General features: G+C 69.1%; 15 protein-coding genes. 7 read left to right on the top strand and 8 right to left on the bottom strand.

Features of this window, described 5'->3' with window-relative positions; all coding sequences use genetic code 11:
- Window positions 1-62: 62 nt before the first annotated feature.
- Window positions 63-404, top strand: a complete 342-nt coding sequence (locus AC5Y7V_RS01555) for a hypothetical protein (RefSeq protein ID WP_499878291.1) — start codon at window positions 63-65, stop codon at window positions 402-404.
- A gap of 25 nt (window positions 405-429) precedes the next feature.
- Window positions 430-1,419: a bile acid:sodium symporter family protein gene (locus tag AC5Y7V_RS01550; RefSeq protein ID WP_499878891.1), complete on the top strand. Its 990-nt coding sequence runs from the start codon at window positions 430-432 to the stop codon at window positions 1,417-1,419.
- A 2-nt stretch (window positions 1,420-1,421) separates the two neighbouring features.
- On the opposite strand, the gene AC5Y7V_RS01545 is transcribed toward AC5Y7V_RS01550, so the two are convergent.
- Window positions 1,422-2,024, bottom strand: a complete 603-nt coding sequence (locus tag AC5Y7V_RS01545; RefSeq protein ID WP_499878290.1) for a YqgE/AlgH family protein — start codon at window positions 2,022-2,024, stop codon at window positions 1,422-1,424.
- A 123-nt stretch (window positions 2,025-2,147) separates the two neighbouring features.
- On the opposite strand from AC5Y7V_RS01545, the gene AC5Y7V_RS01540 reads away from it, so the two are divergent.
- Together AC5Y7V_RS01540 and AC5Y7V_RS01535 are read left to right on the top strand one after the other, a co-directional pair.
- Window positions 2,148-3,440 carry an MFS transporter gene (locus AC5Y7V_RS01540; protein WP_499878289.1) on the top strand — a complete coding sequence of 431 codons (1,293 nt, stop codon included), beginning with the start codon at window positions 2,148-2,150 and terminating at the stop codon, window positions 3,438-3,440.
- 9 nt (window positions 3,441-3,449) lie between these two features.
- Window positions 3,450-4,223, top strand: coding sequence for a TIGR03084 family metal-binding protein (locus AC5Y7V_RS01535; protein ID WP_499878288.1), 774 nt, complete (start codon window positions 3,450-3,452; stop codon window positions 4,221-4,223).
- 55 nt (window positions 4,224-4,278) lie between these two features.
- On the opposite strand, the gene AC5Y7V_RS01530 is transcribed toward AC5Y7V_RS01535, so the two are convergent.
- A complete protein-coding gene (locus AC5Y7V_RS01530) occupies window positions 4,279-5,598 on the bottom strand; it encodes a DUF5631 domain-containing protein (protein WP_499878287.1) in 1,320 nt (439 codons plus the stop codon).
- Between the two features lie 82 nt (window positions 5,599-5,680).
- Between AC5Y7V_RS01530 and AC5Y7V_RS01525 the strand changes: the two genes are divergently transcribed.
- Window positions 5,681-5,824 (top strand): hypothetical protein, encoded by a 144-nt coding sequence (locus tag AC5Y7V_RS01525; protein ID WP_169924623.1) that lies wholly within the window; start codon window positions 5,681-5,683, stop codon window positions 5,822-5,824.
- Between the two features lie 22 nt (window positions 5,825-5,846).
- Here the strand turns inward: AC5Y7V_RS01525 and AC5Y7V_RS01520 are convergent, their stop codons facing one another.
- The 6 genes from AC5Y7V_RS01520 to AC5Y7V_RS01495 form a co-directional block, all read right to left on the bottom strand.
- Window positions 5,847-6,158, bottom strand: a complete 312-nt coding sequence (locus AC5Y7V_RS01520) for a DUF2694 family protein (protein WP_499878286.1) — start codon at window positions 6,156-6,158, stop codon at window positions 5,847-5,849.
- Complete coding sequence (locus AC5Y7V_RS01515; RefSeq protein ID WP_067007344.1) at window positions 6,155-6,472, bottom strand: ESX-1 secretion-associated protein; 318 nt, start codon at window positions 6,470-6,472, stop codon at window positions 6,155-6,157. The genes AC5Y7V_RS01520 and AC5Y7V_RS01515 overlap by 4 nt, the downstream gene beginning before the upstream one ends.
- Window positions 6,473-6,524: 52 nt before the next feature.
- The gene (locus tag AC5Y7V_RS01510; RefSeq protein WP_499878285.1) at window positions 6,525-7,916 is read right to left on the bottom strand and encodes a DUF4226 domain-containing protein; all 1,392 of its coding nucleotides are present in this window, start codon (window positions 7,914-7,916) and stop codon (window positions 6,525-6,527) included.
- A gap of 103 nt (window positions 7,917-8,019) precedes the next feature.
- Complete coding sequence (locus AC5Y7V_RS01505; protein WP_499878284.1) at window positions 8,020-8,382, bottom strand: DUF4226 domain-containing protein; 363 nt, start codon at window positions 8,380-8,382, stop codon at window positions 8,020-8,022.
- 18 nt (window positions 8,383-8,400) lie between these two features.
- On the bottom strand, window positions 8,401-9,216 hold the full coding sequence (locus AC5Y7V_RS01500; RefSeq protein WP_499878283.1) for a C40 family peptidase: 816 nt from the start codon (window positions 9,214-9,216) through the stop codon (window positions 8,401-8,403).
- Window positions 9,213-9,977, bottom strand: a complete 765-nt coding sequence (locus AC5Y7V_RS01495) for a helix-turn-helix domain-containing protein (protein ID WP_499878282.1) — start codon at window positions 9,975-9,977, stop codon at window positions 9,213-9,215. Before AC5Y7V_RS01495 ends, AC5Y7V_RS01500 begins: the two co-directional genes overlap by 4 nt.
- A 146-nt stretch (window positions 9,978-10,123) precedes the next feature.
- Between AC5Y7V_RS01495 and AC5Y7V_RS01490 the strand changes: the two genes are divergently transcribed.
- A complete protein-coding gene (locus AC5Y7V_RS01490) occupies window positions 10,124-10,540 on the top strand; it encodes a WhiB family transcriptional regulator (protein ID WP_499878281.1) in 417 nt (138 codons plus the stop codon).
- Between the two features lie 71 nt (window positions 10,541-10,611).
- Window positions 10,612-11,994, top strand: coding sequence for an acyl-CoA dehydrogenase family protein (locus tag AC5Y7V_RS01485; protein ID WP_499878280.1), 1,383 nt, complete (start codon window positions 10,612-10,614; stop codon window positions 11,992-11,994).
- Window positions 11,995-12,013: the final 19 nt, after the last annotated feature.

The following is a 12,013-nucleotide window of genomic DNA, read 5'->3' as shown; positions in this document are numbered from 1 at the left end:
GCGAAACGAACGCTGCCGGAGCCCGGCGCGCGGGCCGGCCCTTGGACTCGTATTGTGAGGCCATGTTGATCGCGGGCGTGGTGTGCTTGTGTGCGGCAGTGGCCTCCGCCGGGTTCGGGACCTGGTCGCTTTCGAACAACCAGACCGCCAACGGCACTCAGCTGGCGTTGCGCGCCATGGCCCCGCCCCAGTTGGCGGCCGCTGTGATGTTCGCCGCGGGCGGCGTGGTGGCCCTGGCCGCCTCCCCCGACACGGCCTTGGTGGTGTTGATCATCTGCGTCGCCGGCGCCCTGGGGACACTGGCCACCGGGTCATGGCAGAGCGCGCGTTTCGCACTTCGCAGTGAGGCCGCCGCGCCCGACTGCGCCGGCAGCTGCGCCGTCTGCACGCAGTCCTGCCACTGACACCCTTACCGCCCGCGCCGTCATGTTGAAACGGCTGTCGGCGCTGCCGATCGATTTCTTCCTGCTGGCGCTGGCGGCGACCGTTGCGTTGGCCGCCCTCGTCCCCGCGCACGGCGAGGCCGCCGACGCCGTGTCGGCCGCGGCGAAAGCCGCGATCGCGCTGCTGTTCTTCCTCTACGGCTCCCGATTGTCACCCCAGCAGGCCTGGCACGGTGTCCGACAGTGGCGGCTGCACCTGCTGGTGCTGGCCACGACGTTCGTCATCTTCCCGATGCTGGGATTGGCCGCCCGAGCGTTGGTGCCCTCGGTGCTGACCATCGACCTTTACAGCGGCCTGCTGTTCCTGTGCCTGGTCCCGTCGACGGTGCAATCGTCTATCGCGTTCACCTCGATCGCGCGGGGCCACGTCTCGGCCGCCATCGTCAGCGCGTCGCTGTCCAACATCCTCGGCGTGCTGCTGACGCCCCTGCTGGTGGTCCTGCTGATGACGACCGCCGGCGCGCCGCGGGTCGACGCCACCGCGATCCGCGACATCATGGTCCAGCTGCTGCTGCCGTTCGCGGCGGGCCAGCTGGCGCGCCCATGGGTCGGCGGGCTCATCGCCCGGTACGCGGCCGTGCTGAAGGTGGTGGATCGCGGATCCATCCTGCTGGTGGTCTACACCGCTTTCTCGATGGGCGTGGTCAAGGGGATCTGGGTCAGCGTGAACGTGTGGCGGCTGATCTCGGTGGCCGTCGTCGCCGCGGTCCTGCTGGCGGTGGTGCTTGGCGTCACCACCGTCATGGGCCGGCTGGCGAGGCTCGACCGCGGTGATGCGATCGTCCTGCTGTTCTGCGGGTCGAAAAAGAGCCTGGCGTCAGGGCTTCCGATGGCGCTGGTGCTTTTTCCAGGCGCCACAGTCGGTTTGACCATGTTGCCGTTGTTGATCTTTCACCAGATCCAGCTGGTGGTCTGCGCGGTGATCGCCAGCAGGCTCGGGCGTGAGGCCGAATTGGCGGCCCCGGTGGGGGAGTAGAGCTAGTTTCTGCTGACGTCGATCGGGTGGGTGGCAAGCAGCGACAGCGGCAGCGGCTGCCGGCGCAGCACCTGCCCCCACAAATCGGCCCTGGGTCCGGCAAGCACGTCAGATGGCAACGCGGACAAGACAATCCAGTCGTCCCGCTCGATCTCGCCCTCGAGTTGGCCGATGGTCCAGCCGGAGTACCCGGCGAAGATCCGCACCCCCTCGAGCAGCGGGGCGATCAGGTCCGGCTCGGCGTCCAGATCGACCATCACGATCCGGCCGTCCACATGCCGCAGGCCCGGTACGCCTTCCGGGTCGGCGCCGATCCGCAGCGCCCCCAGACAAAGGGCCGCGTCACGCTTGACCGGCCCGCCGATGAACATGGTCTTGGGTTTGGCCGACAGCTTGGCCCATTGCGGCAACACGTTGTACACCGCGGTCTCGCTGGACCGGTTGAGCACGACACCCAGTGTGCCGCCGTCGTTGTGCTCGACGATGTAGATCACGCTGCGCCGAAACGTCGGCTCGAGAAGATCGGTGTTGGCCAGCAGCAAAGTGCCGGCGCGCACCCGTTGCGCCGCGGGTGCTATGTAGTCCTCCGGATCTTCTGGCGGCATCAGACCATCATCGCACCTTCGTAACGTCGGCCGGTGCAATCGAGCGCGGCCGATACATATTTGTACTGTTGGCGATGGCGCCCAACCCCAACCGTGGAAGTCGGTTCTGTGATTCAATCCCGGATGCAGTCACGCGCATTCGTCGACCTATGGCGGTCGGTGCGCGGTTTGCCGAACTTCTGGCGGCTGCTCCAGGTGCGCGTGGCGAGCCAGTTCGGCGATGGCCTGTTCCAAGCCGGCCTGGCCGGGGCGCTGCTGTTCAATCCGGATCGCGCCGCCGACCCGATGGCCATCGCGCGCGCGTTCACGGTGCTGTTCTTGCCCTACTCCCTGTTGGGGCCGTTCGCCGGTGCGCTGATGGACCGCTGGGATCGGCGGCTGGTGCTGGTCGGTGCCACCGTGGGCCGCCTGATCCTCATCGCCTGCATCGGCACCATCCTGGCCCTGCGCGCCGGCGACATACCGCTGCTGATCGGCGCGCTGTTGGCCAACGGCCTGGCCCGTTTCGTCGCGTCCGGGCTGTCGGCGTCGCTGCCCCACGTGGTCCCGCGGGAGCAGGTGGTCACCATGAACTCGGTGGCCACCGCATCCGGTGCCTTCGCGGCGTTTCTCGGCGCCAACTTCATGCTGGTGCCCCGCTTTTTCGTCGGCGCCGGCGACGAGGGCGCCTCGGCGATCATCTTCATCACCGCGATTCCGGTTTCGATCGCCTTGCTTTTGACGTTGCGATTCGGCGCCCGGGTGCTGGGCCCGGACGACACCAAACGCGCGATCCACGGATCGGCCGTCTACGCGGTGATCACCGGCTGGCTGCACGGCGCGCGCACGGTCGTGCAGCGACCGACGGTTGCGGCCACCCTGTCCGGTCTGGCCGCGCACCGCATGGTGATCGGCATCAATTCGCTGGTGATGCTGGTGCTGGTCCACCATTTGCCCGGTCCTCGCCCGGCCACCGGGGGGCTGGGCATCGCGTTGCTGTTCTTCGCCGCGGCCGGCCTGGGCGCGTTCCTGGCCAACGTGTTGACGCCGTCGGTGGTGCGCCGCTGGGGGCGTTACGCCACGGCCAACGGCGCGCTGGTGGCGGCCGCGCTGATCCAGATCCCGGGCGCAGGGCTGCGGCTTCCGGTGATGGTGGTGTGTGGATTCTTCCTCGGCCTGGCCGGGCAGGTGGTCAAGCTCTGCGCCGACTCCGCAATGCAGATGGACGTCGACGACGCGCTTCGCGGGCACGTGTTCGCGGTGCAGGACGCGCTGTTCTGGGTGGCGTTCATCGTCTCGATCACGGTGTCCGCGACGCTGATTCCCGACGACGGTCACGCGCCGGGGTTCGTGCTGTTCGGCTCGGTGTTGTACCTGATCGGGCTCGCCATGCACGCCGTCATCGGCCGTCGCGGCCAGCCGGCGGACAGTCGTTAAGGTACATACGTGACCGCTGCCGAGCCGATCGTGGCCGACCTGCGTGCCGAAAGCGACGACCTCGACGCGTTGGTGGCGCCGCTTGCGACCGAGCGCTGGGCGGATCCGACGCCCGCGCCGGGCTGGACCATCGCCCACCAGATCGGGCACCTGCTGTGGACCGACCGGGTCGCGCTGACCGCGGCCACCGACGAGGCGGGCTTCGCCGCCGTCCTCGAGGCCGCCTCGGCCGATCCCATCGGGTTCGTCGACGCGGGTGCCGAGGAAGTTGCCGCCCTGGCGCCGGCCGAGCTGCTCACCGACTGGCGGGCGACCCGCGCGCGGCTGCACGACACCCTGCTGACGGTGCCCGACGGTCGCAAGCTGCCATGGTTCGGGCCACCGATGAGCGCGGCGTCGATGGCGACCGCGCGGTTGATGGAGACGTGGGCGCACGGACTCGACGTGGCCGACGCGCTCGGCGTCAAGCGGACCGCGACGGAGCGGCTGCGGTCGATCGCGCACATCGGGGTGCGCACCCGCGATTACGCGTTTGCCATCAACAACCTGACGCCGCCGACGGAACCGTTCCTCGTCGAGCTGCGCGGGCCCGGCGGCGACACCTGGTCCTGGGGTCCGCCGGGCGCCGCCCAGCGCGTCACCGGCTCCGCCGAGGACTTCTGCTTCCTGGTGACCCAGCGTCGCCCGTTGGGGGCGCTCGACATCGCGGCGCACGGTCCCGACGCGCAGCAGTGGCTGGGGATCGCGCAGGCGTTCGCCGGCCCGCCCGGCCCCGGTCGATGAGCGCGTGAGCGCGAAGAGAGCCGGGGCCATTTGACCGAGCCCGGTCGGTGAGGGGTTATTCCGCGCTGAGTTTCTGAAACCAGGCGAGGTGATAGTTCGCCGCCACCGGGTCTCCGCTCACCGCGGCTTCGGTGGCGGCCAGCAACAAGCAATTGAGGAAAAGCGCGGGATCGACGTCCGGGTACTGAATCAAGAGCTGATAGCGCGCGGTGTCGAGATGCACTCGCAGCAAGTCGATTTCTTCCTCCACGACCCCGGTTCCCGCGGCGGCGGCCCTGGCCAACGTGTGCACCATCCGCGGCAACCCGTCGCGCCAATGCGTGGCCTGGCTCAGCTCCCAGCCGAGATCGTCGACCGCGGGCAGCTCGCGGGGCTGCGCCGAGGCAGAGGTTTCGGCGAAGTCGTCCAGCCGGCCCATGGAATCGCCCGGCGCGTAGGTCGCCGCGCGCCGCGTCTCGCCCAGCAGGGCGGAAACCTTACCGGTGCGCCGCTCCGGTTCCAGCAACCGCACGCCCTCCGGTATCGCGATGTCCGGCGGTATCCAGCCGTGGGCAAAGTCGGTGACCAACACGGTGGTGCCGTCGGGGCGATCACTGATCGCCCAGTTCAGCCGCGGCTCTTGATGGACCACGAACGCGAGGAGCCGGCGCAACCGCTCTTCGTCGGATTCGCGGGCGGCCGCCGTGACCGGGGCCGGTGGGACTTCCCGCGGCTGCGCGGGTTCCAGCGGCGGCGCCGGGGGCGCGTCGACGTGGTCCTCGTGGTCATCGTCGGAGGCTCGGTGCCGACCCTCGACGGTTTCGGGTTCGTCCTCTTCGGCGACCACCTCGGCGGTGGTTTCCGGGGCCGCCGCGTCCGTGACGGCAGGGATGACCTGCGTCGCCTCCAGATCTGCGGCCACCTCGGGGCTCGCTTCAGGGGCGTCCACCTCCGTGACAAGGGGGATGATCTGCGTCTTCTCCAGATCGGCGCCGTTCAGGTTTTCGGCGTCCCGCGGACGTTCGCGTTCGACGGGCGCCTCGGCCCGCACCGCGTGCAGCTGCCGAATCGTCGACTCGACGCGTCGCGCGGCGCGCGCTCGAGCCTCGTCGATGACCCTCGCTTCCTCCGTCTGGCGCGCGAACTCGGGCATTCCCGCCAGCTTGATGGTCCGCAACTGGTCGTTGGCGCTTCGGGTGATCCGCTGCAGGTCGTCCTTCAGATACTTTGCGAGGGTGGCGGTTTCGTCAGTCGCCGGGGACAGCTCGGCAGGCCAAAGCCCACCTGTCACCCAGGGGGTGCAATCCACAGGAGAGCTGAAGGCGGGAATCGTCAGCGATTCCCGGGTAGCTCTCCGGAGGCGCTGGCGCGCCGTCATCCGACCGAAGATCGCCACTGCCCAAGCCTACCGGGATCCATGGGTGCGTCCATTCAGCAAGTGAATTGTGCAGCCGCGATGGCCTGGGTAGCGTGGGGACATGGCTGATTCTGCGCTGCAGCAGCAACTCGACGAGGTGCGTGCCCTACTGGCTCGCGCCCGAGAGTTGTTCGGCCCCAATCCCATAGAGCCGCCGACGGACATCGCGCCCGATCCCGACAGCGCGAAGAGGTGGCTGCTGTAGGCCGTCGCGCGGTTTGAGCGGCCTAGCGCGCGCCGTCGCGGCGGCGCAGCTTGTGCGCCAACAGCTTCTCGATGGCCGCATCGAGATCGTGCGGGCTGGGGACCTCCATCGAAGGGGTATGGCCCGCCGCAAGGATTTCGTTGCGGACTTCGAGTAACGCCTTGAGGCAGGACACGTCAGCGGTCAACAGGATGCCCTGCGCCAGCGTCTCGGCGTCGGTTTCCATCGCCTCTTCGCTCAGCGCGACGCTGTGCATATACCCGCCGCGGCAAGAGCGGACCAGGATGTGCCCGCTCGGGTGCACGGTGTCGAAGGCTGGGTTGGCGTCCGTCATCGACCGCCGTCGATGAGGCCGCCGAAATCTCGTGCCGCGTCTTGCTCGTGCTGTTCCCACGCGGTCGCCGAGATGACCAACTTTTCGGCCATATCGGCGTGGTCGTCGGCTTGCTGTTCGTAGCACTGACGTCGGAGCTCGAGCAGATCGCGCCCGGCGTCGCGAAGTTCACCGAAGATGGGCCCCAGCGAGTCCAGGCTCTCCTGGATCGCCGCGTGCGACGACGGAACGGTGCGCAAGTAGTCGGAGGTCTCCTGATGATGCGCGGCAGCTTCACGTAAGTGCGCGGGCACCACACGGATTGGCTCGGCCATCTGCTGTCTCCTCTTCCTGCGCCGCCGGGTGAGTCCGGCGAGATCACTATTCTCATGTGGTCGACGTGCCTGCCGGCCCGGTGGGTGTCGGTGTGTGCGGCTCGGCCGGCGGGGCAGCGGGCGCGGCCGCCGCCGGTGGATGCTCCCAGCCTAGAAAGCTCGGCCCGTTCACGGAGGCGATGCGCTGAATCTGCCCGTCGAGAAGGGCCTTCTCGTGACCGAGCGCGAGCGCGTGGCGATCGGTGAGGATGCCGATGTCGCCGGGTATCGCTTGCAACGGGTCGACGGGGTCGGTGACCGTCGTTCCGGGTGGCGGGATGGTAATTCCCTGCTGGTGGAAGGCATCTGCGATGGCCGCCCCACCGACGGCCGCTTTGATCGCGGCAGCCAACTGTGGGCTGGCGGCCGTCACCGTGTCGCCGTCGGGCAGCGTCACCGTCGTCGGGCCCGCCGGGGGCGGATCGGGCTGGTCGGCCGATGCGTCCTCGTCAGCGGCCGCGTGCTCGTCGCCGTCGTGACCGTCCGGCGCCGGATCGTGCGAGGAGACCAAACGCTCGTCGTCGCCAGCGCCGCGCAGTAACGGGTCGCTTCGCCCGGCCTCGTCCAGGCCCGGCAGCGGTAGGCCGCCCAGGCCACCGAGGCCCGGCAGCGCGCCCGCGCCGAGGTTCGGAATGGGCGGGATCACCGGGGCCGCCGGTGGCGGCGGAGCCGCGCTGCCCCCAGACGGGGCCGGCGCCGGGGGATCCCCTGCGGGTGGGCCGGGGTCGTCCGCCAACACGGGGTCCAGCAAGGGGTCCCAGCCGGCCTCAAGGTCGTCGACCGGCTGGGGGGTTGAGCTATCGGCGGGTGCGGCAACCGGGACGGCGGCCGCTGGCGGCCGATCGTCGGCACCGTTCTTGGAGGCGTCGTAGAGCGATGTCCACGCGGCCATCAGCGCCGATTTCGACGTGTCGTCGAGGCTCGCGTTCAGGACGACCGCCCGGATGTCCTTGAGCTTGCCGATGAGGAATCGCTGGAAATCCCGTGCGCCCGCCGGAGTATCGAGATCCGAGCGGGTAAGGACGGCGGCCTCGGTCTCTCGCTGCAGCTTCGACAAGGCCTCTCTGCCCTCGACGGACTTCAGGTGTGCGTTCAAGATCGCGGTGATCACCTGCATGTCAAGCTGGGAGCTCGTCGAATTCTGGTGTGCCAGAGCGGCTTCGGCGCCAGCCATGGCTTCGGCGGCCTCGCCCTGTTGGCGGTCGGATTCGGACTCGACGCCGAAGATGTCCGCATGTTGTTGGCGGATCTTGCGCACGATCGCCTCGAGTTGTTCGGGCCGGGTGGTCGGGGTGATGACCGCCGTCACCTCGTTCGGCGCCAAGCCCGCCTGCCACGCGTTCGGATCGCCGGTGCGGTCCCGGACGGATTTGAGCGTGTTGATCAGCTCGTCATACGTCGACATCGGTGTCGCGGCCCCTCCATGCCGGGCGACAGTACCCAGGCATGTTCCCGCCGACAATTCACCCCGGCGCGCCTGTGCACGAACGGATAGGCGCGCGATTGGGCTAGCCCGCTGGGACGACGTACTGGGCGCGCAAGCCATCCAGCACAACCTTTTTCGCGCGGCCGAGTTCGCGCGCATCGGCAACAACCGCCGCGATCTCGCGCTGCTTGTCCGCCAGGAACCGACGGAATTCGCGCGCGCCCATCGGGGTATCGACGGCAAGGTACGAGCGGCCGGTGGCGGCTCGGTCGATCTCGTCGGCGATGGCGTCGAGTCGCCTGATGCTTTCGCGGGTCGCGGCATGGGCGCTGGCAAGGACTTCCGCCAGCGCGCGGTCGGCGTCGGCGGCGGTGCCGTGCTGGCCGGCCAGCGCCGACTGCCGCGCCTGGATGGCGCTCACCGAAGGTCCGGTGGGTTCCGACATCGGTTCAACCTTTTCGTGTCATAGCGGGCGCCGAATCGCGATGTTGCTGCCCAGTCGGCTGATGCGCACCGAAGCGCCCGAGAACGGCGCCTCGACGACCAGATTGTTGCCGATGGCCATCTGCACGTGTCCGGCGTGGGGGAAGACGAGATCGCCGGGGCGGACCTGCGAGCGGGGAACCGGGATTCCGTCGTCGATCTGCTGATAGGTGGTGCGGCCCAAGTGGACGCCCGCCTGAGCGTAGGACCACTGGACCAAACCGGAACAGTCGAACTGGTTGGGCCCGGTCGCGCCCCAGACATACGGGCGCCCCAGCCGCGACAGCGCCGCACGCACCGCGAGCGCCGCTCGGCCGCTCGCCGCCCCGGCCGCGCGATGGTGCGTCAGCCGGTACCGCAGCGCGCGCAGCGCCGCGGAGTGCCGTCGCGCGTTCACGCGGGCCGACAAGACATGCGCCCGCTGCGCGCGCAGCCGCGCGACGCTGCGGCGCATCGCCTCACGCTGGGCCATCGGCGTCGTAGGGGTGACCGCGGCGTCGGCGCGGGCCTCGTCGACGAGGGATTTGGTCAGCGCGGCGGCTTGGGCCCGATCCCGGTGTGCGGCGGCGATGACGTCGGCCGCCGCGGTATCCGCGCGGGCCGCCGACAACAGCCGCTGTCGGCCGCGTTCCGCGGCCAGTGAGTAACCGCCTTGTGCCACAGCGTGATTCAGGCCCGCGGCGCGCGTCAACGTTTCACGATAGTGCTCGGTGCGGGCATCCAGCGGCGGCCGGCGCGTGTCGCCGGCGAACAGTCCGTGCGCGCGGCTCAACACCTCGATTTCGTCTTCGGTCACGGTGTCTCCTCGCCGCCCGCCGCCTCGACCGCCTCGACGAAGGCGCGAACGCGGGGGAGGGCCCCCGGGGGGATCGCTCCCCGGTTGCGGATCTCCCACATGTCGTCGGTGCCGACGCCGACCAGGGCCGCGATGACAGCCTCGGGCAGCGACGACTCCAAGCACGCCCGATCGAACCGCGCGCTCAAGCTGGCAGGCATCCGCTTCAGCAGTGCGGTGCGCGTCGCCTCGAGTGCCTGCAGGTGCTCCATGAGCCGCCCCGTCGAATCGGCGCCGGCGTTGACGGCCACGCGCCATGAGCTCGCCGCCAGCATCTCGGCCTTCACGCATTGAGCGATCACAGACAGAATATACGTCTCATATTCGTTTGATGTCGTCGCCGGCAGCCGATCGATGACGGATTTGAGGGCGTCGAGTTGGGCTTCGGCGTAGCCTTCCAGCACTTCCGTGTCGCTATGGCGGTCGACGACCACCGCGCCGGCCGGCGTCGCGGACCTCGCGTCGACCGGCTGGGCGGCCATCAGCCGGGCCAACTCGGCGTCCGGATCGGCGGCTACCAGCAAGCGCGAATAGGTGCCCGGCGGCAGGCCGAGCCCGTTTTCCACCTTCTGAACTGTGCTTTTGTGCGGCTTGCGGGCGCCGCGCTCGAGAAAACTGAGGCCCATGATGCTGACGCCGGTCGCGGCGGCGAGTTCTGCCAGCGACCAGTCGCGTGACTCGCGCAACGCGCGGATCGCGGCACCGGCCGATTCACGGCTCACCGCAGGCTCCGGCCATAGGCCGGATATTACACACGGCACTGACCCATCCAGCGTATATACGTTTTTGTCACGTTTCTCTTGCGCCGGCCGCCTTAACGTGTATACGCTTTTGCCTACGTTTCGCTACTGACCCAAGGAGACCGGCCATGGGACACCCCTGCGCAGCCAACCCGGAATTGTGGTTCGGCTACCCCGACGACGACGGTGGTGACGGCGCGGCGAAGGCGCGCGCCTACGAGCGCTCCGCGACCGAGGCGCGGATCCAATGCCTGCGCCGCTGCCCGCTGGCCCAGCAACGCCGCTGCGCCCAGCACGCCATCGCGCACCGCGAGGAGTACGGCGTCTGGGCCGGCGTCAAGCTGCCCGGCGGCCAGTACCGGAAGCGCGAACAGCTCGCCCGGGCGCACGACGTGCTGCGCCGGATCGCCGCCGGCGAAATCAACTCGCGGCAGCTGCCCGAGAACGCGGCCTTGCTGGCGCGTCACGAGCACGATGCGCTGCCCGCCGCGGCGGTGGTGCTGCACCTGCCCATCGCGCAAGTGGGTCCCCGTTCGGCCGCGTGACAGTTTGCTGACCCCGCCGACGGGGTAGTCGGGCTTGGCACGACCGAGTCTGTCGACCCGAAGGCGGATCCATGACATTCGACCTGACACCGACGGCCGCACAACACGATCTGGCCCGGCGCACCCACGAGTTTGCCGAAGAAGTCATCCGCCCAGTGGCGCTTCACTACGACCAGCGCCAGGAGTTTCCGTGGCCGGTGTTGGAGGAGGCGGCCCGGCGCGGTTTCTACAGCCCGCTGTTCTATCGCGACCTGATCGGTGACCCGACCGGCATCTCGTTGCCGATGTTCATGGAGGAGCTCTTTTGGGGCTGTGCCGGAATCGGTTTGGCGATCGTCATGCCGGCCCTGGCGCTGTCGGCGATCGGCCAGGCCGCGTCCCCCGAACAGATGCTCGAGTGGGCACCCGAGTGCTTCGGGACGCCGGGCGATATCAAGCTCGCCGCCTTGGCGATCTCCGAACCCGAGGGCGGCAGCGACGTGCGCAACCTGCGCACCCGCGCGCGGCGCGACGGTGACGACTGGATCATCGACGGCCACAAGATGTGGATCGGCAACGGCGGCATCGCGAACGTGCATGTGGTGAATGCCGTCGTCGACGAGGAACTCGGGCATCGCGGGCAGGCGTTGTTCGTCGTGCCGGGCGGGACGCCGGGGCTGAAGTTGGTGCGAAAACTCGACAAGCTGGGCTGCCGGGCGTCGCACACCGCCGAGCTGCTTTTCGAAGGCGTACGCGTGCCTGGAGCCAATTTGCTTGGGGGAGAAGAGAAGCTGGAACACAAGCTCGCGAAGGCCCGCGAGGTGGTGGCCGGCGGAAAGCAGTCCGGGTCGGCGACGCTGGGCACCTTCGAGCAGACCCGTCCGATGGTCGCCGCCCAGGCGATCGGGATCGCCCGCGCCGCACTGGAGTACGCGACGGCATACGCCACCGAGCGCGAGGCGTTCGGCGGACCGATCATCGACAACCAGGGCATCGCCTTCCCGCTGGCGGACCTGGCCACCCAGATCGACGCCGCCCGGCTGCTGACCTGGCGCGCCTCCTGGATGGCGGTCAACGGGGTGCCCTTCGAGCGCGGCGAGGGCTCGATGTCCAAACTCGCCGCCAGCGAGGTCGCCGTCAAGGCCACCGAACGCGCGATCCAGACGATGGGTGGCTGGGGCTACATCACCGACCATCCGGTGGAGAAGTGGTATCGGGATGCCAAGCTGTACACCATCTTTGAGGGCACCAGCGAGATTCAGCGGATGGTCATCTCCAACGCGCTGGGCGCCGCCGTGGGCACCCCGCCGCTGCATGTGGTGATCGAACCGACCGGGGGACCGATGAACCGGATCTTCGGCCGCGGCACCCCGCTGCGATCCCGCGCCGCGGAGACCGCGCTGTCGATGCAGGATCGCGTCCCCGAACCCGTCATGCGGCTGGCCATGAAGGTGCTGCGGCCACCGCGGCGGTGAGGCCTCAAATGAGGGTAGC

Source organism: Mycobacterium sp. NGS34 (assembly GCF_059812845.1).
The sequence above is the reverse complement of the archived record's forward strand: the minus strand, read 5'-3'. Positions and strand labels throughout refer to the sequence as shown.